Source organism: Roseovarius aquimarinus (assembly GCF_043661195.1).
In the GTDB taxonomy this organism is placed as follows: Bacteria; Pseudomonadota; Alphaproteobacteria; order Rhodobacterales; family Rhodobacteraceae; genus Roseovarius; species Roseovarius aquimarinus.
The window spans coordinates 320232-344760 of record NZ_JBIHMM010000001.1; the positions used below are offsets into that span (position 1 = coordinate 320232).

The 24529-nt window shown below is 67.6% G+C and carries 23 protein-coding genes and 1 tRNA gene; 9 read left to right on the top strand and 15 right to left on the bottom strand.

The annotated features are described in order from the left end of the window. Positions 1-34 precede the first annotated feature (34 nt). Genes ACGRVM_RS01570 through ACGRVM_RS01580 form a run of 3 tightly spaced genes read left to right on the top strand, consistent with a single transcriptional unit; the run spans position 35 to position 3238 of the window. On the top strand, positions 35-2008 hold the full coding sequence (locus tag ACGRVM_RS01570) for a heme lyase CcmF/NrfE family subunit (protein WP_377169373.1): 1974 nt from the start codon (positions 35-37) through the stop codon (positions 2006-2008). Further along, positions 2005-2457 (top strand): cytochrome c-type biogenesis protein, encoded by a 453-nt coding sequence (locus ACGRVM_RS01575; protein WP_377169371.1) that lies wholly within the window; start codon positions 2005-2007, stop codon positions 2455-2457. The genes ACGRVM_RS01570 and ACGRVM_RS01575 overlap by 4 nt, the downstream gene beginning before the upstream one ends. Before the next feature lies 1 nt (position 2458). After that, complete coding sequence (locus tag ACGRVM_RS01580; RefSeq protein WP_377169369.1) at positions 2459-3238, top strand: enoyl-CoA hydratase-related protein; 780 nt, start codon at positions 2459-2461, stop codon at positions 3236-3238. A 135-nt stretch (positions 3239-3373) separates the two neighbouring features. Here ACGRVM_RS01580 and gltA read toward each other — a convergent pair whose 3' ends face one another. Further along, a complete protein-coding gene (gene gltA / locus ACGRVM_RS01585) occupies positions 3374-4669 on the bottom strand; it encodes a citrate synthase (protein WP_377169367.1) in 1296 nt (431 codons plus the stop codon). Between the two features lie 77 nt (positions 4670-4746). Continuing rightward, complete coding sequence (gene gltX, locus ACGRVM_RS01590; RefSeq protein WP_377169365.1) at positions 4747-6156, bottom strand: glutamate--tRNA ligase; 1410 nt, start codon at positions 6154-6156, stop codon at positions 4747-4749. A 77-nt stretch (positions 6157-6233) separates the two neighbouring features. Here gltX and ACGRVM_RS01595 point away from each other — a divergent pair, with 77 nt between their 5' ends. After that, positions 6234-8294 carry a ComEC/Rec2 family competence protein gene (locus ACGRVM_RS01595; RefSeq protein ID WP_377169364.1) on the top strand — a complete coding sequence of 687 codons (2061 nt, stop codon included), beginning with the start codon at positions 6234-6236 and terminating at the stop codon, positions 8292-8294. Here the strand turns inward: ACGRVM_RS01595 and lexA are convergent. The 6 genes from lexA to ACGRVM_RS01625 form a co-directional block, all read right to left on the bottom strand. Beyond that, positions 8288-8986 carry a transcriptional repressor LexA gene (lexA, locus tag ACGRVM_RS01600; RefSeq protein ID WP_377169363.1) on the bottom strand — a complete coding sequence of 233 codons (699 nt, stop codon included), beginning with the start codon at positions 8984-8986 and terminating at the stop codon, positions 8288-8290. The two genes, ACGRVM_RS01595 and lexA, sit on opposite strands and share 7 nt — an antisense overlap. An 80-nt stretch (positions 8987-9066) precedes the next feature. Then, positions 9067-10239 (bottom strand): molybdopterin molybdotransferase MoeA, encoded by a 1173-nt coding sequence (locus ACGRVM_RS01605; RefSeq protein ID WP_377169362.1) that lies wholly within the window; start codon positions 10237-10239, stop codon positions 9067-9069. Positions 10240-10277: 38 nt separating this feature from the next. After that, a complete protein-coding gene (gene moaC / locus ACGRVM_RS01610; protein ID WP_377169360.1) occupies positions 10278-10754 on the bottom strand; it encodes a cyclic pyranopterin monophosphate synthase MoaC in 477 nt (158 codons plus the stop codon). Further along, positions 10755-11570, bottom strand: coding sequence for an indole-3-glycerol phosphate synthase TrpC (gene trpC, locus ACGRVM_RS01615; RefSeq protein WP_377169358.1), 816 nt, complete (start codon positions 11568-11570; stop codon positions 10755-10757). Beyond that, positions 11567-12589 carry an anthranilate phosphoribosyltransferase gene (gene trpD, locus ACGRVM_RS01620; RefSeq protein ID WP_377169356.1) on the bottom strand — a complete coding sequence of 341 codons (1023 nt, stop codon included), beginning with the start codon at positions 12587-12589 and terminating at the stop codon, positions 11567-11569. Before trpD ends, trpC begins: the two co-directional genes overlap by 4 nt. Further along, positions 12586-13179: an anthranilate synthase component II gene (locus tag ACGRVM_RS01625; RefSeq protein ID WP_377169354.1), complete on the bottom strand. Its 594-nt coding sequence runs from the start codon at positions 13177-13179 to the stop codon at positions 12586-12588. Before ACGRVM_RS01625 ends, trpD begins: the two co-directional genes overlap by 4 nt. A gap of 191 nt (positions 13180-13370) precedes the next feature. Between ACGRVM_RS01625 and ACGRVM_RS01630 the strand changes: the two genes are divergently transcribed. After that, on the top strand, positions 13371-14765 hold the full coding sequence (locus ACGRVM_RS01630) for a divergent polysaccharide deacteylase family protein (protein WP_377169352.1): 1395 nt from the start codon (positions 13371-13373) through the stop codon (positions 14763-14765). Between the two features lie 3 nt (positions 14766-14768). Here the strand turns inward: ACGRVM_RS01630 and ACGRVM_RS01635 are convergent, their stop codons facing one another. Genes ACGRVM_RS01635 through fabI form a run of 7 tightly spaced genes read right to left on the bottom strand, consistent with a single transcriptional unit; the run spans position 14769 to position 21928 of the window. Continuing rightward, the gene (locus ACGRVM_RS01635) at positions 14769-15305 is read right to left on the bottom strand and encodes an rRNA large subunit pseudouridine synthase E (RefSeq protein ID WP_377169350.1); all 537 of its coding nucleotides are present in this window, start codon (positions 15303-15305) and stop codon (positions 14769-14771) included. Positions 15306-15339: 34 nt separating this feature from the next. Next, a complete protein-coding gene (gene trpE, locus ACGRVM_RS01640; protein WP_377169348.1) occupies positions 15340-16848 on the bottom strand; it encodes an anthranilate synthase component I in 1509 nt (502 codons plus the stop codon). Between the two features lie 14 nt (positions 16849-16862). Then, positions 16863-18704 carry a peptidyl-prolyl cis-trans isomerase gene (locus ACGRVM_RS01645; protein ID WP_377169346.1) on the bottom strand — a complete coding sequence of 614 codons (1842 nt, stop codon included), beginning with the start codon at positions 18702-18704 and terminating at the stop codon, positions 16863-16865. Positions 18705-18755: 51 nt separating this feature from the next. Continuing rightward, positions 18756-19973 (bottom strand): aminotransferase, encoded by a 1218-nt coding sequence (locus ACGRVM_RS01650; protein ID WP_377169344.1) that lies wholly within the window; start codon positions 19971-19973, stop codon positions 18756-18758. A 14-nt stretch (positions 19974-19987) separates the two neighbouring features. Next, on the bottom strand, positions 19988-20488 hold the full coding sequence (gpt, locus tag ACGRVM_RS01655; protein ID WP_377169342.1) for a xanthine phosphoribosyltransferase: 501 nt from the start codon (positions 20486-20488) through the stop codon (positions 19988-19990). Between the two features lie 14 nt (positions 20489-20502). Beyond that, the gene (locus ACGRVM_RS01660) at positions 20503-21108 is read right to left on the bottom strand and encodes a LysE family translocator (RefSeq protein WP_377169340.1); all 606 of its coding nucleotides are present in this window, start codon (positions 21106-21108) and stop codon (positions 20503-20505) included. Positions 21109-21121: 13 nt separating this feature from the next. After that, a complete protein-coding gene (fabI, locus tag ACGRVM_RS01665) occupies positions 21122-21928 on the bottom strand; it encodes an enoyl-ACP reductase FabI (protein WP_377169338.1) in 807 nt (268 codons plus the stop codon). 187 nt (positions 21929-22115) lie between these two features. Here fabI and pdxH point away from each other — a divergent pair, with 187 nt between their 5' ends. From pdxH to ACGRVM_RS01685, 4 genes are all read left to right on the top strand, one after another. Further along, complete coding sequence (gene pdxH, locus ACGRVM_RS01670; protein WP_377169335.1) at positions 22116-22721, top strand: pyridoxamine 5'-phosphate oxidase; 606 nt, start codon at positions 22116-22118, stop codon at positions 22719-22721. Between the two features lie 190 nt (positions 22722-22911). Then, entirely contained in the window at positions 22912-23490 is a 579-nt protein-coding gene (locus ACGRVM_RS01675; protein WP_377169333.1) for a cold-shock protein, read from the top strand. A gap of 53 nt (positions 23491-23543) precedes the next feature. Next, positions 23544-23981 carry a DUF192 domain-containing protein gene (locus ACGRVM_RS01680; RefSeq protein WP_394624014.1) on the top strand — a complete coding sequence of 146 codons (438 nt, stop codon included), beginning with the start codon at positions 23544-23546 and terminating at the stop codon, positions 23979-23981. A 72-nt stretch (positions 23982-24053) separates the two neighbouring features. Continuing rightward, positions 24054-24130: transfer RNA gene (locus tag ACGRVM_RS01685), tRNA-Pro, on the top strand. The last annotated feature ends 399 nt before the right edge of the window (positions 24131-24529 follow it).

Consider the following 24529-nt stretch of genomic DNA (forward strand, 5'->3'; position numbering starts at 1 on the left):
GGTGGAGCGCGCGCGGGACGGTTATAGAAGGGCCATGATTACAGAGCTTGGTCATTTCGCCCTCATTCTCGCGCTCGTTCTTGCCTGCGTTCAATCCACCGTGCCGCTTGTCGGCGCCCATCGGCGCTGGAGCGGGTGGATGGCCGTGGGCGATACGGCGGCGGGCCTGCAATTCCTGATGATCTCGCTCAGCTTCGCGGCGCTGACATATGCGTTCGTCGTCTCGGATTTCTCGTTGCGGCTGGTCGCGCTCAACAGCCATTCGGCCAAGCCGATGCTCTACAAGGTGACCGGCGTCTGGGGCAATCACGAGGGCTCGATGCTGCTCTGGGTGCTGATCGTGGCGCTTTTCGGGGCCTGCGCTGCGTGGTTCGGCACGAACCTGCCGCCCGGCCTGCGCGCCCGCGTTCTGGCGGTTCAGGGCATGATCGGCGTGGCGTTCCTCGCCTTCATCGTCTTCACCTCGAACCCGTTCCTGCGCCTCGCGGTGCCGCCGCTGGACGGCCAGGATCTCAACCCGCTCCTTCAGGATCCGGGCCTCGCCTTCCATCCGCCCTTTCTCTACATCGGCTATGTCGGCCTTTCGATGACCTTCAGCTTCGCCGTCGCGGCCCTGATCGAGGGGCGCGTCGATGCCGCATGGGGCCGCTGGGTGCGTCCCTATACGCTGGCCGCATGGGTATTTCTGACCATCGGCATCGCGATGGGCAGCTGGTGGGCCTATTACGAGCTCGGCTGGGGCGGCTTCTGGTTCTGGGATCCGGTCGAGAACGCGAGCTTCATGCCGTGGCTCATCGCTGCCGCGCTGCTGCATTCCGCCATCGTGGTCGAAAAGCGCGAGAGCCTCAAAAGCTGGACGATCCTTCTGGCCATCATCGCCTTCGGATTTTCGATGATCGGCGCCTTCATCACGCGCTCGGGCGTGCTGACCTCGGTGCATGCCTTCGCCAATGACCCCGAGCGGGGCATGTTCCTGCTGGGCATCACGGCGATGTTCATGATGGGCGGGCTGACGATGTTCGCGGCGCGGGCGGGCGCGATGCAGGCGCGGGGCGTCTTCGCGCTCTCGAGCCGCGAGTCGATGCTGGTGGCCAACAACGTGCTTCTGGGCGTCTCGGCCTTCGTGGTGTTCGTCGGCACGATCTGGCCGCTCGTGGCCGAGCTTTTCTTCGACCGCAAGCTGTCGGTCGGCGCGCCCTTCTTCAACATGGCGTTCACGCCCTTCATGGTCGTGCTCGGCGCGCTCTTGCCCGTGGGCGCGATGATGCCGTGGAAGCGCGGACAGATGGGCCGGACGCTGCGCGTGCTCGCGCCGGCGCTTCTCTTCGGTCTTGCCGTCGTCGGGCTTGCCTGGGCTGTCCAGTCGGGCCGCAGCCTTCTGGGGCCGGTCGGGCTGGGGCTCGGGGCTTGGCTCGTGGTCGGATCGGCGATCGACCTTTGGTCGCGCACCGGCGCGCGGGGCGATCTCGGCAGCCGCCTCGGGCGGCTCGGACGCCTGCCGCGCGCCGATTGGGGCAAGGCGACGGCCCATGCGGGCCTCGGCGTCACGATGGCGGGCGTCGCCGGGCTGCTCGCATGGGAGGCCGAGGATATCCGCGTTCTCAACACGGGCGAGAGTTTCACCCTTGCCGGCCACACTATCACGCTCGAGGCCGTGCGCCAGACCGAGGGGCCGAATTACGTCACCACCATCGCCGACATGCGCCTTACCAAGAATGGCGAGACGATCGGCGTGATGCGCCCCGAAAAGCGCTTCTATCCCGTCGCCGAGATGCCGACGACCGAGGCGGCGATCCATAACGGCTTCCTGCGCGACATGTATGTCGTGATCGGCGATCCACAGGACGATGGCGGCTGGGCGGTGCGCACCTATTACAAGCCGCTGGCCAACTGGATCTGGGGCGGCGCGATCCTCATGTCGCTCGGCGGGTTCCTGTCGCTCAGCGACCGGCGCTATAGGGTCGCGGCGGGCGCGCGGAAGGTTCCCGGAGGGGTGCCGGCCGAATGAAACGCCTCGCTCTCATCCTCGCGCTGATCGCCGGCCCGCTCTATGCCGTGCAGCCCGACGAGGTTCTGGACGACCCGGCCCTCGAGGCGCGTGCGCGTGCGCTTTCGGAAGGGCTGCGCTGCCTCGTCTGCCGGAACGAGAATATCGACGCCTCGAACGCGCCCCTCGCGCGTGATCTGCGCCTTCTGGTGCGCGAGCGGCTCATGGCGGGCGACAGCGACGACGAGGCGATGGCCTATATCGTGGATCGCTACGGCGAGTACGTCCTGCTGAACCCGCCCGCATCGGGCAGCACATGGGCGCTCTGGCTCGCCGGGCCGGTCATGCTGCTCATCGGGGCGGGCATCGCGGTGATCTATATCCGCCGTCGCGGCGCGGCGGCCACGGATGAGGACGCGCTGAGCGATGAAGAAGCGGCGCGGCTGCGCGACATCCTGAACGGATCCTGACATGACCACATACAGCACGATCACCCTCGAGATCGCGGAGGATATCGCGCTCCTGCGGCTCGACCGTCCGGACCGGATGAATGCGCTCAACGCGCAGATGCGGGCGGAAATTCTCGATGCGGTGACGGATGCGGGCAAGGCGGCACGCGTGCTGGTGATGACCGGCAATGGCCGTGCCTTCTGCGCGGGGCAGGATCTGAGCGACGCGGGCAATGTCGCCGCGCTCGATCTCGAGCGCGTGCTGCGCGACGAATATGCGCCCATGCTTCATGCGATCTGGGAATGCCCGATCCCGACCATCGCCGCCGTGAACGGCGTCGCGGCGGGGGCCGGGGCCAATCTCGCGCTGGCCGCCGATGTCGCGATCGCCGCCGAGAGCGCGAGCTTCATCCAGGCCTTCACCCGCATCGGTCTCATGCCGGATGCGGGCGGCACCTATTGGCTGCCGCGCCAGATGGGCGCCGCGAAGGCCATGGGCGCCGCGCTCTTCGCCGAGCCGATCAGCGCCCGCGATGCCTCGGACTGGGGCATGATCTGGGAGGCGGTGCCGGATATGGAATTCGAGGCGACGTGGCGCGCGCGCGCCGCACACCTGGCCAGCGGCCCGACCGAAGCCTACCGACACCTCAAGACGGCGCTGCGCGGCACCTGGGATGCCCATGCCGATGCCCAGCTCGATACCGAAGCGAGGCTGCAAGGCGCCTGCGCGCAGACGCGCGATTTCCGCGAGGGCGTCGTGGCGTTTCTGGACAAGCGCAAGCCGGGGTTCGAGGGGCGCTGAGGCGCCGGGGCGGATCGCCCCGCCCATGGCCGGCCTGCGCCTTCGGCGAGGATATTTTCAGCAAGAAGAAACAGGCGGAGACACGCAAAAGGGGCGCGGCCTCTCGGCGGCGCCCCTTCCGGTTAGTGCTGACCTTCAGCGCTTTTCGATATCGACATAATCGCGCGCGCCGGCGCCGACATAGAGCTGGCGCGGGCGACCGATCTTGAGCTGCGGGTCCGCGATCATCTCTTTCCACTGCGAAATCCAGCCGACCGTGCGCGAGACCGCGAAGATCGCCGTGAACATCGATGTCGGGAAGCCCATCGCCTCGAGGATGATGCCCGAGTAGAAATCGACGTTCGGGAAAAGCTTCTTGTCGACGAAATAGGGATCGGCCAGCGCCTGACGCTCGAGCTCCTTGGCGACTTGCAGCGTCGGATTGTCCTCGATCCCCATGAGGTCGAGAACTTCGTCGGCGGATTGCTTCATCACCTTCGCGCGCGGGTCGAAATTCTTGTAGACGCGGTGGCCGAATCCCATCAGGCGGAAGGGATCGTCCTTGTCCTTGGCGCGGGCGATGAATTCGGGGATGCGGTCCACGGTCCCGATCTCGCGCAGCATCTCGAGGCAGGCCTGGTTGGCGCCGCCATGCGCGGGGCCCCAGAGGCAGGCGATGCCCGCCGCGATGCAGGCGAAGGGGTTCGCGCCCGAGGAGGAGGCGAGGCGCACCGTCGAGGTCGAGGCATTCTGCTCGTGATCGGCGTGCAGGGTGAAGATGCGGTCCATAGCACGGCTGAGGATCGGATTGACCTCGTAATCCTCGGCCGGGACGGCGAAGCACATGCGCAGGAAGTTCGACGCGTAATCGATATCGTTGCGCGGATACACGAAGGGCTGACCGATCGTGTACTTATAGGCCATCGCGGCGATGGTCGGCATCTTGGCGATCATGCGCACCGAAGCGACTTCGCGCTGCCACGGATCGTTGATGTCGGTGCTGTCGTGATAGAAGGCCGAGAGGGCGCCGACCACGCCCACCATGATCGCCATGGGCGGCGCATCGCGGCGGAAGCCGCGGAAGAGGAACTGCATCTGCTCGTGCAGCATCGTGTGATTCGTCACGCGCGATTCGAAATCCTCGAGCTGCGCGGCCGAGGGCAGCTCGCCGTAAAGCAGCAGGTAGCAGACCTCGAGATAATGGGATTTCTCGGCCAGCTGGTCGATCGGGTAGCCGCGATGCAGAAGCTCGCCCTTGTCGCCGTCAATATAGGTGATCGTGCTGTCGCAGCTCGCCGTGGAGGTGAAGCCCGGATCGTAGGTGAAAACGCCGGCCTGGCCGTAGAGCTTGCGGATGTCGATGACATCGGGGCCGGCGGTGGGCGAGTGGACGGGGAACTCGTATTCCTTGCCGTCGATATGAAGCTTGGCGGTTTTCTTGTCGTCGGCCATGAGGCGTCCTCCCTATTGCAAGCCGCGGGCCGGGAGCCCGGCACGGGCCTGGATAAACTATCGGCCTTAGAGCGACGTTAATCGCCTCCGGCGCCCGCATCCTCGAGGCGGGCCAGGGTCTCGGCCTGGCCCAGCACCAGCATCATGTCGAAGACGCTGGGCGTTGCGCTGCGTCCGGCCAGAGCGGCCCGGAGCGGACCCGCCAATTTGCCGAACTTGGTATCGCGCGCCTCCGCGAAGTCGTTCATGAACGCCTCCAAGGCTGCCCGGTTCCACGTAGCATTTCGCAATTGCGGCGTCAATTCTCGCAGCATACCACGGGATACCGTATCGAGCTGCGCCGCTGCCTTCTCTTCCATCTCGAGGGGGCGGGAGGCCAGGATAAAGTGAGCTTTGTCAATGAGTTCAGGGTAGGTGCGTGCACGCTCCTTGAGGTGCGGCATGGCCTCGAGAAACATCGCCGCCTGCTCGGGCGTGAGGCGCGCTGCGCCCGTGAAGGCGAGAAAATCCTCAAGTTGATGCAGCAGTGCAGCATCCTCGGTCGCGGCGAGATGCTGGCCGCAGATATTCTCGAGCTTCTTGAAATCGAACCGCGCGGCGGATTTGCCGATCCCGTCCAGATCGAACCAGTCCTGCGCCTCGGCATCGGTGAAAAACTCGGCATCGCCATGGCTCCATCCGAGGCGCGCGAGATAGTTGCGCATACCCGAGGCGGGATAGCCCATTGCGCGGTACTCGCTTGTCCCGAGCGCGCCGTGGCGCTTGCTCAGCTTCTTGCCGTCGGGGCCGTGGATGAGCGGGATATGCGCGTAGACGGGCAGGGGCCAGCCCATCGCGGCATAGATCAGCATCTGGCGCGCGGCGTTGTTGAGGTGATCGTCACCGCGGATCACATGCGTCACGCCCATGTCGTGATCGTCCACCGCGACCGCCAGCATGTAGACGGGCGTGCCGTCCGAGCGCAGCAGCACCATGTCGTCGAGCTGATCGTTGCGGATCGTCACATCGCCCTGCACCGCGTCCTCGATCACCGTCGTGCCCTCGAGCGGCGCCTTGATGCGGATGACATAAGGCAGATCGGGATGCGTGGCGGGGTCCGCATCACGCCAAGGGCTGCGATAGAGGGTCGAGCGGCCCTCGGCCTTGGCGGTGTCGCGGAAGGCCTGGATCTCTTCTTGCGTGGCGAAGCATTTGTAGGCCTGGCCCGCAGCGAGCATCTGCCGCGCGACCTCGGCATGGCGCGGTGCGCGATCGAACTGGCTGACCACCTCGCCATCGTGATCGAGCCCCATCCACGCCATGCCGTCCAAAATGGCCTCCGTCGCCTCGGGGGTCGAGCGGGCGCGGTCAGTGTCCTCGATGCGCAGGAGGAACTTGCCGCCCCGGCCCCGCGCGAAGAGCCAGTTGAACAGCGCGGTCCGCGCGCCGCCGATGTGAAGATACCCGGTGGGCGAGGGGGCGAAACGGGTCACGACCTGTTGGGACATGGGGCGCATTAACCTTTCGGTAACGATGTCGGGGCTAGGCTCGGCGCCTGTCTATCCACCCGAGGGAAGGGAAACAAGTGGCGGCGCTCCGGCAGACTTGCGCGCAGCTTTCGCTTCTCCAGCGGGGGCATCTCATCGGCTGGGCGCCGGTCTGCCTCGCCATCGGGATCGGACTCTATTTCTCATGGCGCTCCGAGCCGGCCTTGGCGGAGTATCTCGCCCTCGCGGCGGCTTGCGGCGCTCTCCTCGTCCTCGCGCGCCTCATCGGGCCGGCCCTGTCGCCCCTCGCCATCGGGGCGGCGCTGATCGCGGCGGGCTGCATCCTCGCCGGCGCGCGGGCGCATCAGGTGGCGGGGCCGATCCTCGGCTGGCGCTATTACGGCCCGATCGAGGGGCGCGTCGTCGCGATCGACCGCTCGGCCTCCGACGCGCTGCGCGTGACGCTCGACCGGGTGAAGCTGGCCAAGGTGCCGCCGCACCGCACCCCGACCCGCGTGCGCCTCTCGCTCCATGGCGCGCATCAGGGGGCCGAGCCGCGTCCCGGCCTCTACATGGGCGCGACGGGCCATCTTTCGCCGCCCTCCGGCCCGGTCGAGCCGGGCGGCTTCGATTTCCAGCGCCATGCGTGGTTTCAGGGCCTCGGCGCGGTGGGCTATACCCGCGTGCCGATGGTCGCGCTCGCGCCGCCCGAGGGCGGGCAGTGGATGTTCCGCGTCCGAATGGCCCTCTCGTCCCGGGTGCAGGCCGCGCTGCCGGGCGAGACGGGGGCCTTCGCGGCGGCGATCATGTCGGGCGATCGCTCGGGGATGGGGCAGGAGACGCTCACCGCCCTTCGCGTGTCGAACCTCGCGCATCTCCTCGCGATCTCCGGTCTCCATATGGGCCTTCTGACCGCCTTCGTCTTCGGCGCGCTGCGCTACGGGCTGGCGCTCGTCCCGTTCCTCGCGCTCCGCGCCCCGGTCAAGCCCATCGCGGCGGCGCTCGCGCTTGTCGTCGCGGCCTTCTATCTCGGGCTGTCGGGCGGCAGCATCGCGACCGAGCGCGCCTTCATCATGGTGGCCGTCATACTCGTCGCCATCATGCTGGGGCGCCGCGCCCTCAGCCTGAGATCGGTCGCGCTGGCCGCGCTGATCGTGCTGGTGCTGCGCCCCGAAGCGCTCATGAGCCCCGGCTTCCAGATGAGTTTCGCCGCCACGACCGCACTCATCGCCGTCTTCGGCTGGATGCAGCACGAGGCGGTGCCGCGCGGGCCGAAATGGTTTCGGCCCGTGGTGGCGGTCGTCGTCTCGTCAGGTGTCGCGGGGCTGGCGACGGCGCCGATCGCGGCGGCGCATTTCAATCAGTTCGCGCATTACGGCCTGATCGCGAACCTCGCGTCGGTCCCGCTCATGGGGGCGCTGGTCATGCCGGCGGCGGTGGTCTCGGTCTGCCTGATGCCGCTCGGCCTCGAGAACGTGGCGCTTTGGGTCATGGGGCTGGGGCTCGACTGGATCCTCGGCGTCGCGCATTGGACCTCGAACCTCAGCGGCGCGCGCGGAATGGTGGCGAGCCCCGATGGCAAGGTGCTGCCGATGATGGCGCTCGGCGCGCTTTTGCTCGTTCTGGCGCAGGGCTGGCCGAGATTTCTGGGCGTTTTGCCCATCGCGGCGTCCTTCGTCATCTGGTCGGGAACCACGCGGCCCGAGGTGCTCATCTCCGAGACGGGCGGGCTGGTGGGCGTCATGACGCCCGAGGGCCGCGCGCTCAGCTCGGCCAAGGGCGACGGGTTCGCGGCGCTGAACTGGCTCGAGAATGACGGCGATGCGGCGACGCAGGAAGAGGCGGCGGCGCGCTGGCCGCGCGATCCGCCCAAGGACTGGCCGGCGATCCTGCCGCTTCGCGGCAAGGCGGCGCTCGGAGTCGTGAATGACTGCGGCGCGGCGCGGTGGATCGTGACGAACACGATCATTCCCGAAGACAGCACGGAGCGCTCCTGCACCATTCTCGACCCCCGTGCGTTGAGTGCGACCGGCGCGATCGCGCTTCGCGGACCCAGCCTCGACGCGCTCAGCGCCCGCGATGTCGCGGGCGCGAGGCTCTGGAACCAGAGGCGGGAGAGGCGCGGCACAGTGCGCAGCGCCGAGGCCCTCGCTCAGTAGGTGCGGATCAGGCCGACGAGGCGGCCCTGCACCTTCACCTTGTCGCCGGGCAGAACGCGCGTCTCGTAGGCCGGATTGGCCGCCTCGAGCGCGATGGCGTTGCCGCGCCGGAAAAACCGCTTGAGCGTCGCCTCCTGATCCTCGACCAGCGCCACGACGATATCGCCGTTATCGGCGGTCGATGTCTCGCGAATGACCACCACGTCGCCATCGTTGATCCCGGCGTCGATCATCGAGTCGCCCTTAACCTCGAGTGCGTAATGCTCTCCCGAGCCTGCGATCATCGCGCTCGGCACGGCGACATTGTGCGATGCGTGCTGGATCGCCTCGATTGGAACGCCGGCGGCAATGCGGCCCATGACCGGCACCTCGCGCGCGTCGATGGTGATGTGCTGCGCGTTGGCGGGGGGCGGCGTGTCGGGCTTGTCGCCATCGATGACCCGCGCGGCGAAGCCGTGCGAGGCGGTGCCGCCGAGGGACTCGGGCAGCTTGACGATCTCCAGCGCGCGGGCCCGGTGGGCGAGGCGGCGGATGAACCCGCGCTCTTCAAGCGCGGTGATGAGGCGGTGGATACCGGATTTGGAGCGCAGGTCGAGCGCGTCCTTCATCTCGTCGAAACTGGGGGGCACACCATCGCGTTGCACGCGCTTGTTGATGTAATCGAGCAAGTCGAGTTGCTTTTTCGTCAGCATCGGTCGCGTCCCTCCGGCGATTTATCCGCCTTTGTTCTACGCATGTTCCCGGTTTGTGTCAAGCGGCGGATGACTTTGCGTCAAAGCGCGATAAACTCGGCCATATCGCCCGGCGCGGCGGCAGGCGCGTCGATGGGGCGGATCAGGAGCGCCTCGGCCTCGGCCAGGACGCTGAGAAGCGCGCTGTCCTGCGACGCGGCCGGGATGAGCGCGCCGTCCTCGAGGCGCGCGCGCATGTAATGCTCGCGCGGCCCATTCGCGGGTAGCGGCGCGCCGAGCCTCGCCTGTTGCCGTGGGGCGGGCGCCTGGCCGAGGCCCAGCATGGCGCGCAGCATCGGAAGGATGAAGATATGGCCACAAACCATTGCGGAGACGGGATTTCCCGGAAGGCCAACCATCGCCGCGCCCTTCATGCGCCCGGCCATCAAGGGTTTTCCGGGACGCATCGCGATCTTGTAGAACCGCCGCTTCAGCCCGTGCTCTTCCGCCACGGCGGCGACGAGATCATGATCGCCCACCGACGCCCCGCCAACGGTCAGAATGAGATCCGCGCCCTCGGCCAGCGCGAAGGCCATTTCGAGCGACGCCGCATTGTCGCGCGCGATGGGCAGGAGCCGGGCGTCGCCACCGTTCTCCTCGATCAGAGCGGCGAGGCCGAAGGTGTTCGATGCGATGATCTGGTCGGGGGCGGGCGCCTCTCCGGGCATGACGAGCTCGTCGCCGGTGGCGATGATCGCGACGCTGGGCTTGCGCATCACCTCGACATGCGCCGCGTTCATCGCCGCGAGCAGCGCGATGTCCTGCGGGCGGAGGCGCCGCGGCGCTTCCATCACGGCGCCTGCGGCGAAATCCGCGGCGGCTGGGCGCACATGGGCGCCGCTGTCGAGCCGCTCGCCGAGCACGATGCGCGATCCCGAGCGCGTCACGTCCTCCTGGATGACGACGCGGTCCGCGCCTTCGGGCAGGGGTGCGCCGGTGAAGATACGCAGCGCCTCGCCCGGGCCGATCCGCCCGGACCAGGCGTGGCCCGCCGCCGCCTCGCCGACCACGTTCAGCGCGGCGCCCGGCACGGCGTCCTCGGCGCGCAGCGCATAGCCATCCATCGCCGATGCTGCGAACGGGGGCTGATCGCGCCCAGCACGCACAGAGCGGGCGAGCACGCGCCCGGCGGCGCCGCGAAGCGGCACGGTCTCGGTGCCGCAAGGCGCGCTCAATTCGAAGAGATGCGCGAGGGCTTCCTCGACGCGGATCATGGGAGCGGCGCGCGGTGATCAGGCGGGGCGATGTGCATTCACGTCGCCTCGTAACGGCCTGATTTTCCGCCATCCTTCAGCAAAACGCGCAGCCCGCCGATCTCCATCGCGCGGTCCACCGCCTTGGCCATGTCGTAGACGGTAAGAGCCGCGACGCTCGCGGCGGTGAGTGCCTCCATCTCCACGCCGGTCTGGCCCGTCGTCTTGACGGTCGCCTCGATGCGCAGCCCAGGAAGATCCGGATCGAGCGTCAGATCGACGCTCGCCTTCGAGATGGGGAGCGGATGGCAGAGCGGAATGAGATCGGGCGTGCGTTTGGCGCCCATGATCCCGGCCAGGCGCGCGACGGCGATCACGTCGCCCTTCTTGGCGCGGCCTTCGGAAATGATATCAAGGGTTTCGCGCGCCATCTTGATGTAGCAGCCCGCCGAGGCCACGCGCGCCGTCACGGGCTTGTCCGACACGTCCACCATATGCGCGTCGCCCTTGGCGTCGAAATGGGTGAGGCCGCTCATTCACATCCCCCCGGCGGTGAGCGGGTTGGCGAGGATGCGCCGCGTTGCGCTCGCCACGTCCTCGGCGCGCATCAGCGTCTCGCCGATGAGGAAGCAGCGCGCGCCGTAGCGGGCGATATCGGCCAGGTCCTCGGGCGTCTCGAGGCCGCTTTCGCAGATGATGATGCGATCCTCGGGTACGTAGCGCGCCAGCTTGCGCGATGTGTCGAGACTGGTCTCGAACGTGTTGAGATCGCGGTTGTTGATCCCGATGAGCGGAGAGGCGAGCGCCTCGGCGCGCTTCAGCTCTTCGGCATTGTGCACCTCGATGATCGCGTCCATGCCCCAGTCCGTCGCCGCCTTCTCGAGCGCGGCGGCCTCGGCATCGGTCACGCTGGCCATGATGATGAGGATGCAATCGGCCCCGAGGCTGCGGGCCTCGGCGACCTGATAGGTATCGTACATGAAGTCCTTGCGCAGCACCGGCAGATCGCAGGCGGCGCGGGCCTCGACCAGAAACTCCTTCGCGCCCTGAAAGCTGGGCGTATCGGTGAGGACCGACAGGCAGGCGGCGCCGCCCTCGGCATAGGCGGCGGCGAGCGCGGCGGGGTCGAAATCCTCGCGGATGAGGCCCTTGGACGGGCTCGCCTTCTTGATCTCGGCGATGAGGCCGTAGCCGTTGATCGAGGCCTGGAGCAGCGCATCCTTGAAGGGCCGAACAGCCGGTGCGGCGCGCGCGCGATCCTCCATCTCCTCGAGCGGGGTTTCGGCCTTGGCGGCTTCGATCTCGTCCAGCTTGTAGCTCTTGATCTTCTCGAGGATGGTGGGCGTGCTCATGTCGTCTCCGATGTTATCTTGGCAAGCGCGGTCAGGCACTTGAGCGCTGCGCCGCTGTCGATGCTGGCGGCGGCCTGCGCCGCGCCCTCGGTCAGATCGGCGGCATGCCCCGCCACCAGCAGCGCGGCGGCGGAATTGAACAGGACCGCATCGCGGTAGGCGCCGGGCGCGCCGTCAAGAAGCGCGCGGAAGGCCGCGCCGTTCTCTTCGGGGGTGCCGCCGAGGATGTGCTCGAACGGGTGCAGCGGCAGGCCCGCCTCTTCGGGATGGGTCTCGAATTCGTCGATGTCGCCATCCTCGTTCAGCGCGGCGACCCAGCTCGGCCCGCTGATGGCGAGCTCGTCTGTTCCGTCGCTGCCATGAACGAGCCACGCGCGTACCGAGCCGAGCTGGCCCAGAGTCTCGGCCATGGGCCGGATGAGATCGCGGCGATAGGCGCCGGTGAGCTGCCGCTTGACGCCGGCGGGGTTGGTCAGGGGGCCGAGGATGTTGAAGATCGTGCGCGTTCCGAGCTCGGCCCGCACCGGGCCGACATGCGCCATCGCCGGGTGGTGCATGGGCGCCATCATGAAGGCGATGCCTGCGTCTTCCAGCGCCTTTTCAACCACTTCCGGGCCGATCATCACGTTGACGCCCATCTGTGCCAGCGCATCCGCCGCGCCAGATTTCGAGCTGAGATTGCGGTTCCCATGCTTGGCCACCGGCACGCCGGCGCCCGCCACGACGAAGGCCGTCGCGGTCGAGATGTTGAGCGTGCCCTTGCCGTCGCCGCCGGTGCCGACGATGTCCATCGCGCCTTCGGGCGCACGCACCTTGTTGCATTTGGCGCGCATCACGGCGGCGGCGGCGGCGTATTCGTCCACCGTCTCGCCGCGCGTGCGCAGCGCCATGAGAAAGCCGCCGATCTGGCTGGGCGTCGCCTCCCCGTCGAAAAGGATGCCGAAGGCGTCCTCGGCCTGAGCGCGGCTCAGCGGGCCGTTGGCGGCGGCGTCGATCAGGGGCTTGAGCGCGTCGCTCATGCGGGGACCTTCCGCGCCTCGGGGAGCGTGTCGAGGAAATTCTTGAGCAGGGCATGGCCATGCTGCGAGGCGATGGATTCGGGGTGGAACTGCACGCCTTCGATGGGCAGCTCGCGGTGACGCAGACCCATGATCGTGCCGTCCTCGAGATGCGCGGTGATCTCGAGACAGTCGGGCAGGCTCGCGCGCTCGACCACGAGGCTGTGATAGCGCGTCGCCTCGAAGGGCGAGGGCAGGCCGGCGAAGACGCCTTTGCCCTCGTGATGCATGAGGCCCATCTTGCCATGCACGATCTCGGAATGGCGGATGACGCGCCCGCCGAACGCCTGTCCGAGGGTCTGATGGCCGAGGCAGACGCCGAGGAGCGGGATACCCTCGCGCGCGGCGGCGAGCGTGAGCGGCAGGCAGATGCCGGCCTGATCGGGGTCGCAGGGACCGGGCGACAGAAGGATGCCCGAAGGCTTCATCGCCAACGCCGCCTCGACATCGAGCGCATCGTTGCGGCGCACGACGACCTTCGCCCCGAGCTCGCCCACGTAATGCACGAGATTATAGGTGAAGCTGTCGTAATTATCGATCAGAAGCAGCATCTTGGCGGGTCCGTGTTGGAATTGCCCCATCCGCTTTGCCTCTCCCCTGATTTGGGGTGGAGGCCGGGGGGCCGGTCGCGGTATACTTGCTCAGGCTTGGCCCCGAGGGTCAAGGGGGAGCGGGGCGCGAGCGGCGGGAAACGCGGCCGTCATCCGCGAAAAGGCAGGGCGATCGCAGGAGGGTCAGGCGCATGGCGGGCGGATTTTTGTCGGGTCTCTTGACCGGGGCGGTGGTCTCGGGCGCGGCGCTCGGTGTCTTGTCGGTGGTCTCGGGCGGACCCGTGCCGCACGCGCAAGAGGCCCCCGAGGCGGCGGGCGTCGAGGTGCCGGCAGGCTCGGAATTTAACCGCGCGCGCGTCGATGCCCCGGCCACAATCCCCGAACCCGATGGCGCGCCGCAGGTTCAGGGCGATGCGCCGCAGGTGGGCGCGGTCGCCCCCGACGATCTGAGCGCGGTCGATGCCGGAGACACGGCGCCCGCCGCCCGGCCCGATCCGGCCGAGATCGACGCCGATCTGAGCGCGCCGCAAGTGCCCGCCGAGGGCAGCGGCATCACCCCGAGCCTGCCCGACGGCGCCGCCGATCTCGATGCCGAGGGCGAGAGCACGATTTCCGAAGACCCGGCCCAGCCCGAATTGCCCGAAGTCGAAACCGGCTCGGGCCTCGCCGAGGCGACCGAGGCCGAAAGTGGCGCGGGCGATGAGGACACGGCGTCCGCCGTGGTCCCCGAAAACGCGCTCGCGCCCGAAGACGCGCCCGCCGCGTCCGCGCCCGAGGAAGAGGCCCCCGCCGGCACTATCGGCAATCTGGCGACGAATGTCGAAACCGGGCGTCTGCCTTCTGTCGGCAGCGAGGCCCCCGTGCCCGAGCCGGCGGAAGAGAGCGCCGAGACGGCCGGGCCCGAGGACAGCCGCGCCATCACGCGCAACGCCGCGTCCTTCGAGAACCCCGAGGGCAAGCCGCTCCTGTCGATCGTGCTCATTGACGACGGGACCAGCCCCATCGGTCTCGATGCGCTTGCCGCCTTTCCCTATCCGCTCAGCTTCGCGGTCGACGCCGCCGCGCCCGGCGCCGCCGAGGCCATGGCGCGGTACCGGAATGCGGGCTTCGAGGTTCTGGCCATCGCGGATCTGCCCGAGGGTGCCGATCCGCGCGATACCGAGACGGTCATGCAGACAGTCATGAGCACGTTGCCCGAAGCCGTCGCGATCCTCGAAGGAACGGGCAGCGGCCTTCAGATCAGCCGCGATGCGAGCGAGCAACTGGCGCCGATCCTGCTCGAGTCGGGGCATGGCCTTGTCCTCTTCGCCAAGGGTCTTGGCACCGCGCCCAAGCTTATCGCGCGCGAAGGTGTGCCCGTCGGCACCGTCTTCCGCGATTTCGACGCCAACGGGCAGAACCCGACCGTCATCCGCCGTTTCCTCGATCAGGCCGCGTTCAAGGCGGCGCGCGAGGAGGGGGGCGTCATCATGCTGGGCCGGCTGCGCGCCGACACGATCAGCGCGCTTCTCCTTTGGGGGCTTCAGGACCGCGCGAGCAGCGTGGCCGTCGCGCCCGTCTCGGCGGTGCTTCTGTCCGGGGAGTAGGGCTCAGACCTGCCGCCATGCGCCGGGCGCGAGCCCGTCGAGCGACCATTCCCCGATGCGCCAGCGCACCAGCCGCAAGGTGGGGTGGCCCACATGCGCGGTCATGCGGCGCACCTGCCGGTTGCGCCCTTCTGTGATGGTGAGCTCGATCCATGTGTCGGGCACGGATTTGCGAAAGCGCACGGGCGGCACGCGCGGCCAGAGATCGGGCGCCTCGATCCGGCGCACCGTGGCGGGCCGCGTCGGGCCGTCCTTGAGCGTGACGCCTTGGGCGAGCGCGCTCAGCGTTGCATCGTCCGGCACTCCTTCGACCTGCGCGAGATATGTCTTGGGTTTCTTGAATTTCGGATCTGCGATGCGGGCCTGCAGCTTGCCGTCATCGGTCAGCAGCAAGAGCCCCTCGCTGTCCCGGTCGAGCCGCCCGGCGGGATAGACGCCCGGCATGTCGATATAGGCAGCCAAGGTCGGATGGCCGCTGCCTTCGTCCGTGAATTGCGAGAGCACGCCGAAGGGCTTGTTGAAGAGGATCAGGCGGCTCATCGGCGCCCGGCGCGCGGCAAGGCCGCCGCCCGCATCAGCTGTTGCCGCTGCCGCCGAAGCGCGCGGCGTCGGCGGCGGCGCGGCGGATCGCGTTCGATTTGTGGACGGTTTCCATATATTCCGCCTCGGGATCGCTGTCATAGACGACGCCGCCCCCGGCCTGAATGTAAAGCTGCGCGTCCTTGACCACGGCGGTGCGGAGCGCGATGCAGATGTCCATGTCGCCCCCGGCGCTGAAATAGCCCACGCCGCCGCCATAGACGCCGCGCTTTTCCGGCTCGAGCTCGTCGATGATCTCCATCGCGCGCACCTTGGGCGCGCCCGAGACCGTCCCGGCGGGCAGGCCCGCGAGAAGCGCGCTCAGCGCGTCCTGATCCTCGGCCAGCTCGCCCACCACGTTCGAGACGATGTGCATGACGTGGGAATAGCGCTCGATCACGAATTCCTCGGTCGGGCGCACGGTGCCCACCTTGCTGACGCGGCCCGTGTCGTTGCGGCCCAGATCGAGCAGCATGAGATGCTCGGCCCGCTCCTTGGCATCGGCCAGAAGATCGGCCTCGTTCGCGCGGTCCTGCTCGGGTGTCGCGCCGCGCGGTCGGGTGCCGGCGATGGGGCGGATCGTGACCTCGCCGTCCATCACGCGTACGAGGATCTCGGGGCTTGCCCCGATCACCTGAAAGCCGCCGAAGTTGAAATAGAACATGAAGGGCGAGGGGTTGGTGCGGCGCAGGCTGCGATAGAGCGCGAAGGGCGGCTGCGCGAAGGGCTGTGTCCAGCGCTGGCTCGGCACCACCTGGAAGATGTCGCCCGCCTTGATGTATTCCTTGGCCTTCTCCACGGCGGCCTTGTAGCCCTCCCGGGTGAAGTTCGATGTCGCCTCGCCATCCGCGGCGGCCTGTCCCAGCCCGCGCCCCTGCGGCAGCGCGCGGTCGAGATCGCGCACGGCGTCCATCACCCGCTCGGCGGCGCGGGCATGCGCGGCGCGCGCCGTGGTGCCCGTCTCGTGCCATGCGGGGGCCACGACGATGACCTCGCCCTTGACCCCATCCAGAACGGCGATGACCGAGGGGCGCAGCATGAGCGCGTCGGGCAGGCCAAGGGGGTCGGGATTCACGTTCGGCAGATGCTCCACCAGCCGGATCATGTCGTAGCCGAGATACCCGAAAAGCCCCGCGCTCGCGGCGGGCAGATCCTCGGGCAGGTCGATCCGGCTTTCGGCGATGAGCGCGCGCAGGGTATCGAGCGGATCGCCATCCTGCATCTCCCATGCCTCGGGATCGAAACGCGCAGCGCGGTTGATGCGGGACGTTGTGCCGTGGCACTGCCAGACCAGATCGGGCTTCATGCCGATGATCGAATAGCGCCCGCGCACCTCTCCGCCGGTGACCGATTCCAGCATGAAGGCGTCGGGCGCGCCGCCCGCCAGCTTCATCATCAGCGAGACGGGGGTGTCGAGATCGGCGGCAAGGCGCGTATAGACAAGCTGGTTCGCGCCCGCCTCATAGCCCTTGGCGAATTCCTCGAATGACGGGGTCAGCTCCATGGGCCTCGGCTCGCTCACTGGAAGTTGGCGTGGACGGCGGCGATCGCCTGCTGGTCGATCGTGATGCCGGCGCGGGTGCGGATATCCTCGGCCAGCGCCTGATAGAGATCCTGCGCGATGTCGTTCGCCGCCGAATCCTGGAGGCTGCCGCGGATCGCGTCCATCTCGCCGCCATTGCCTTCGGGCACGGACACATCGTCGAGACGGATGACATAAAGCTGCGCATCGCCCGCGACGGTCGTCACGTCGCCGGTCTCCATCTCGAAGATGGTAGGGATCGTGCCGGGAGGGGTGCTGCCCTGAAAGCCCTGCCGCGTGATACCGCCGGCCTCGCGCGGGGTGAGGCCCGCCTCCTCGAAGCTGGCGCCGCCCTCGATCTTTTCGACGGCCTCCTCGGCCTGCGCGCGCAGCGCCTCGATCAGCGCATCGCGCGACCAGGCCTGCGCGACCTCTTCGCGCACGGCGTCGAAGGGCTGCACTTCGGGCTCCTTCACCTCGTCGAGGCGCAGCGCGAAGATACCGCCGCTGCCGAGATCCATCACTTCGGGGAAATCGCCGACCTCGACCTCGGCGGCGGCGTTGCGGAAATTGGCGTAGCCCGCGATGCCCTCGCTCATGCCGGGGCGCCAGTCGATCGTGCCCGTCTCCATCTGCGTCTCGTCGCCCAGCTCTTCGAGCGTCGCGCCGCCCGCCAGAAGATCGTTGGTGCTCTCGACCTGGCCCTCGATCACGCGCGCGGCGCGGTCGATGGCGAGCGCGTCGCGCAGCTCGGGCTCGGCCTCCTCGAAACTGGTCTCCTGCGCCTCGAGCACGGCGTTGACGCGGATGAGCGCCGGGCCGAGATCGGTCTCGACCGGCCCGACCACATCGCCCGCCGTGGCGGAGAAGACCGCATCGCCCGCCGCGCCCATCTCGGACTTGTCCACGTCGCCCAGATCGACGTCCTGAAGGGTCAGGCCGCGCTCCTCGACCAGCGCGTCGAAATCGGCCCCGCCCGCATTGAGGCGCGCACGGGCGGCCTCGGCGGCCTCGGCATCGGGATAGACGAGCCGCTCGACAAGGCGGCGCTCGGGCTGGTTGAACTCCTCCTCGCGGGCGTCATAGGCCTCGCGGAGCGCGGCCTCGTCCACCTCGACCTCGTCGAGGATCATCTCGGGCGTGAGCCACGCATAGGTGATGGCGAAGGTCTCGGGCGTGGTGAAGAGGGGGATGTTCGCCTCGTAGAAGCTTTGCAGATCCTCGTCCGTGGGCACCGGCAGGCCGGTGGAAAGATCGCTGCGCGCGAGGGATGCGAAGGTGACGGCACGCTCCTCGGCGATGTAGTCGAGGATGGCGTTCGTATAGGCATCGGGGGCGGAGACGCCCGAGATGACGGCGCCCTGGATGAGCGTGCTCGCCGTCTCGGCGCGCACGTCCTCTTCGAATTCGCTCTCGCTCAGCCCCGCGCGCTCGAGCGCGAAGCGATAGCCTTCGCGGTCGAACTGGCCGTCCACGCCCTGAAATCCGGGGATCTCCATGATCTGCCGTCCGAGCGTCGCATCGCCCACCGAAATGCCCATGCGCGCGGCCTCGTCCTCGAAGGCGGCGGTGCTGACCAGACGCGAGAGCACGCGCTGCGGCAGCCCTTCGGCCTGCGCCTGCGAGAAGGGCAGCGGCTGGCCCGACGCGGCGACGGCGGCATTCACTTCCTGCCGCAGGGCGCGCGAATAGTCGTTGATGTCGATCGCGGTGTCGCCGACCGTGCCGACGCGGGTTATGCCGCCGCCGAGATTGGTCACGCCGAAGCCGCCGAGGCCGAGGATCAGAAGGCCCATCAGGACCCACATCGCGGATTTGGAAATGCTCTTGGCTCGCATGATGGGGCGCCTTCGTGGTGAATTATGGGTGCGTCTGCTCTGACCGTTTGTCTATGCGCTCGCCGCATCCGGGGCAAGGGCCCAGCCCTGCGGCGCGTCCGGTCCGCCGAGCGCGGCCAGACGGTCGAAGAGCGTCCCGATCCCGGCGCGGTCCACATTGGCGAAGGCGATGCGGAAATGCCGCGCGCCCGAAGGATCGTTTTCGGGCGTGAACATCGTGCCGGGCAGGGTGAGCACGCCCGCATCGCGCACGAGGCGCGGCGCCAGCACGTCCGAGCCGGCCGCGAAGGGATGCGCGAGATAGGCGAAATAGGCGCCGACGCCCTTCAGCACCCAGCCCTGCGCCTCGAGCCGGGGCATCTGCTCGGCGATCGCGGCGCGCCGGTCGAGGATTTCCGCCCGCTCTCCGGCGAGCCACTGGGCGAGGTTCTGCATGCCCCAGAGCGCGCCGATCTGGCCGAGCTGATTGGGGCAGATCGCCACGCAATCGAGGAATTTCTCGGCCTCCATCAGCCGCGCGGGCGAGGTGACCATCGCGCCGACGCGGTGGCCGGTCAGGCGGTAGGCCTTGGAGAAGGAGTAGAGCTGGATGAGAGTGGCATCCCAATCGGGATCGGTGAAAAGATCATGCGGCGCGCCGGTTCTGGCGTCGAAATCGCGGTAGGTCTCGTCGACCATGAGCGCGATGCCGCGCGCCTTCGCCAGATCGTAGAAGGCGCGCACGAGCTCCGCCGGGTATTCCACGCCGCCCGGATTGTTCGGCGTCACCAGCACGATGGCGCGGGTGCGCGGCGTGATGAGGGCGGCGGCCTCCTCGGGATCGGGCAGAAGGCCCTCGCGCGCCGGAAGCGGCAGGGTGCGCACGCCGTTCATGTCGCACCACATTTTATGATTGAAATACCAAGGGGTTGGAAGGATGACTTCATCCCCTTCGTCGCAGAGCGTCGCCAGCGCGGCGCAGAACGCCTGATTGCAGCCCGAGGTGATGGCCACGTTTCCGGCGGCGATGCTGCCGCCATAGGCCGCGCTCCACTGGCGCGCCACTTCGGCGCGCAGATCGTCCCGGCCCAGCACGGCGCCATAGAGATGCGCGTCGGCCAGATCCATCGACGCCTCGGCCATCGCGCGGCGCAGCCCCTCGGGCGGCACCTCGACGGGGGCGGCCTGGCTCACGTTGATGAGTGGGCGCTCGGGCGCGAAGTGGACGCCCGCCAGCCAGCGGCGGGCCTCCATGACGGGCGGGGCGAAGCTATGGGCGGTGCGGCTCATGGGGCTGGCCTTTCTCATTTGCCGCGATAGGGCTGGACATATTGCAGGGCGAGATCCCAGGGAAAGAAGATCCAGGTGTCCTGGCTGACTTCGGTCACGAAGGTCTGGACGCGCGACTTGGCCATCGGCTTGGCATAGACGGTGGCGATATGCGCGTTCGGCATATGGGCGCGCACCACTTCGAGCGTGCGGCCCGTGTCCACCAGATCGTCGATCACGAGAATGCCGGTGCCGTCGCCGATGATGTCCATATCGGGAGATTTGAGGATCTGCGCCGCGCCTTGGGTCTGATGATCGTAGCTCTTCACGCTGATCGTATCGACGGTGCGGATATCGAGCTCGCGCGCGACGATCATCGCGGGGGCCATGCCGCCGCGCGTGATGGCGACCACCGCGCGCCACGCGCCGTCATCCGGGCCCTTGCCGTCGAGCCGCCACGCCAGCGCGCGCGCGTCGCGATGCAGCTGGTCCCAGCTGACATGAAAGCCTTTCTCGTGGGGCAGGGGTTCGTGCATGGCGGGCCTTGCGATTAACGGGTCAGAAGCAGGCGCAGACCGAAAGCGCCGAGGATCGCGGCGGTGGCGCGGTCCAATATCGGCTTGGCCGCGAGGTAGCGGCGACGGACAGCGCCGGTGGACAGAAGGATCGCCAGCGCGGGCTGCACGATCATCTCGATGGCCAGATGATTGGCAAAGATGATCGCCTTTTCAGTAGCGCTCAGCGACGGGGGGAAGATCACCACCAGCACGGCGGCGGCGAAGAACACGGATTTCGGATTGCCGAGATTGACCAGCATGCCCGAGAGGAACGCCCGGCGGTGGGGCACCTCGGCGGCGGCGCCGATCGGATCGCGCGCATGGCGCCACATCTGGATCGCCATGTAGATGAGATAGGCAGCCCCCGCCGTCTTCATCAGGGCGTAAAGCCACGGGAACAGCGTGAAGAGGCTGTCGAGCCCCAGAAGCGCGGCCAGGGTCCAGAGCGCGGCCATGAGCGCAAGACCCGACGCCGCCGCGATCCCCGCCGCGCGTCCGGCGCTCAACGTCGTCTTGATGAGAAAGAGCAGGGACGGGCCGGGGCTGGCGATGGCGGCCAGAAGCGCGATGTTGAATGCGACGAGGTGGGCGATCTCCATCGGACGCGCCTTTTCAGGTGGCGTCGATATCGGGCGCGTCGACGGCCTTCATGCCGACCACGTGATAGCCCGCATCGACATGCAGGTTCTCGCCCGTGGTGCCGCTGCCCAGATCGCTGAGCAGATAGAGCGCGGCCTTGCCCACGTCCTCGATCGTCACGTTGCGGCGCAGCGGCGAGTTGAGCTCGTTCCACTTCAGAATATAGCGGAAATCGCCGATGCCCGACGCGGCCAGCGTCTTGATGGGACCGGCGGAGATGGCGTTCACGCGGATGCCGTCGCGGCCCAGATCCTCCGCGAGGTATTTCACCGATGCCTCGAGCGCCGCCTTGGCGATGCCCATGACGTTGTAATGCGGCATGACCTGTTCGGCGCCGTAATAGGTGAGCGTCAGCATCGAGCCGCCGTCCTTCATCAGCGTCTCGGCCCGCTTGGCCACGGCGGTGAAGCTGTAGCAGCTCACGTCCATCGTGTTGAGGAAGTTCTCGCGGCTCGTGTCGATATAGCGCCCGCGCAGCTCGTTCTTGTCCGAAAAGCCGATGGCGTGGACCAGAAAGTCGATCTTGCCCCAGACCCGCTCGATCTCGGCGAACGCGGCGTCGATCGAGGCCGGATCGGACACGTTGCAGTCGATCATGACCTCCGAGCCGAGCGATCTGGCCAGCGGCTCGACCCGCTTCTTGAAGGCGTCGCCCATATAGGTGAAGGCCAGCTCGGCGCCCGCGTCGGCGCAGGCTTGGGCGATGCCCCAGGCGATGGATTTGTCGTTCGCGAGGCCCATGATAACGCCGCGCTTGCCCGCCATAAGGTTGTTTGCCATGTCCCGCTTTCCCGACCCGGTTAGATACTTCCGCTGACCTTTAGGCGATTGGCAGGGGTGCATCAAGGGTCGGCTTGCCGGGCCATGTCGCGGGGTGCGCGGACATATCGGGTGCGGCGCTGGAAATCTCCGGCGCCTTGCGCCATATCTCGCCCGGACGGGACGCAGCATCGAAGGAGCGGGACGGATGACCGAGAGAACAGGCAAATTCGCGGGAGACGATCCCTTCGTCATCGCGCGCCGCTGGCTCGAGGAGGCCGAGGGCACCGAGCCGAACGATCCCAATGCCATCGCGCTTTCCACGGTGGACGCGTCGGGCATGCCCAACGCGCGCATGGTGCTTTTGAAAGAGATCGCCGAGGACGGCTTTGTTTTCTACACCAATTACGAGAGCGCCAAGGGCGGCGAGTTGGCGGCGACCGGCAAGGCCGCCTTCGTCATGCATTGGAAGAGCTTGCGCCGCCAGGTGCGCGTGCGCGGCACCGTCTCGCGGCAGGACGGGCCCGAGGCGGATGCTTATTATGCCTCGCGCTCGCTCAAGAGCCGGCTCGGGGCCTGGGCCTCGCAGCAGTCGCGCCCGCTTTCGAGCCGCGGCGCGCTCATGGCCGAGGTCGCCAAGGTCTCGGCCCGGCACGGGATCAACCCGCCGCGCCCGCCCTTCTGGGGAGGGTTCAAGATCACGCCGCTCGAGATCGAGTTCTGGGCTGATGGCGATTACCGGCTGCATGACCGTTTCGTGTGGCGCCGGCCCGATGCGGGGTCGGCATGGGAGGTTTCCCGCCTCAACCCCTGAGGGATCTGGGCGGATTGATGCCGCTCCGGCGGCTCACGCGGGGAAAGGCTTGCCCCTCCCGCACATTGTCGAACAGATTGTTAACCAAGATGGAACGCTCGAAATGCAACCTATGAGTGCAATTCGGTGGACCTGTGGATAAACTACACGTATAACGTGTTCTGATATTTTGGAGTGGGTGCGCGTGGGCATGTTCGACATCAACCGGGAAGGCGCCTCCGCCGTGACTTCGGACGCTGCCGAGGCCGAGGGCCACCGCCCCAAGGCGCGGCGTATTCAGGGACGGGTGAAGTGGTTCGATCCGGTGCGCGGCTTCGGCTTCGTCCTCGACGACGAGGGGGGTGAGGACATTCTCCTTCATGCCAACGTCCTGCGCAGTTTCGGACAGAGTTCGGTCGCCGATGCCGCGATCGTCGATCTGGACGTACAGGCCACCGAGCGGGGCGTTCAGGCGACCGCCGTTCATTCGATCACGCCGCCCGAGACGGGGCAGATGCCCGGTCTGGCCGATTTCGACGACATCGATCCCGAGATCCTGCGGAACGCGCCGCTGATGCCCGCGCGGGTCAAGTGGTTCGACAAGGCGAAGGGCTTCGGCTTCGCCAATACCTTCGGCGAGGAGGGCGACGTCTTCGTGCATATCGAGGTCGTGCGCCGCTCGGGCCTTGCGGATCTGCAACCGGGCGAGGCGCTGGCGATCCGCGTGATCGAAGGGCGGCGCGGCCGCATGGCCACCGAGGTCAGCGGCTGGGAGAGCGCCATCAAATGAGGATCGCCGCCGCCGCGCTTGCGCTGGTCCTCTCCGGGCCGGCCCTTGCGACCATGTCCCGCGCCGCCGATGAGGTCTGCACCGAAACCGCCGTGCATCTGCGCGGCGATTGGGGGCAGGCGCGCTTTTCCGTCGAGCTCGCCGATGACGAGGCCGAGCGGGCGCAGGGGCTGATGAACCGCGAATCGCTGCCGCAGGCCGCGGGCATGCTCTTCGTCTATCCCGAGCCGCGCGAGGTGGGGTTCTGGATGAAGAACACGCTCATCCCGCTCGACATGATCTTTCTCGATGCGACAGGCACGGTGCGCCGCGTGCATTCCAACGCGGTCCCCGGAGACCTGACGCCGATCATGGGCGGCTCGCCCGATATCAAGGCGGTTCTCGAGATCAATGGTGGCCTCGCGCGGCGCCTCGGGATCGATAAAGGCACCGAGCTGCGCCATCCGTCGCTCGAGCAGGGCGCCGCCGCCTGGCCCTGCGACGCCGGGTAGGCCCCTCGTGCATTTCGCGTCATTCCGGGCTTTTCAACGCAGGCGATAATGCGTATTGCTCCGCCCATGGTCCGGGGTGTGGCGCAGTCTGGTAGCGCACCTGTTTTGGGTACAGGGGGTCGTAGGTTCGAATCCTGCCTCCCCGACCATTCTTCCGAAAAGCCGAGAGCCGCGCGGATCGCCGCCCGAGAGGCGCCGTTTCGAGCGCGTTCCCGCGCTTGCCTGTGGCCGCGCTGCACCTATCGCAAAGGTTGCGCGCATGCTGTGGATGAAAAAATGATGCGGCCCGCGTGCCCCTGCGTCATCCCCACGAGCCGCGCGCCCCGCTCGGGATAAACTTCAGACGACATGTCAGCGTCGCGCCCTAAACCGGCTTAAAACAAACGTAATCGAAATCCTGCATTCACCGGGCACCCGCGCGGGAGGGCCTGTGGATAGCCTGTGAATGAATCATCACGCGATACCCGGGATGCGAAAGCGAAGAAAAAGCAACTCCAAAGACCTCAGTTTTCCGAAAATTTGCGATTGACTGTCTAGTGCCGAATGCG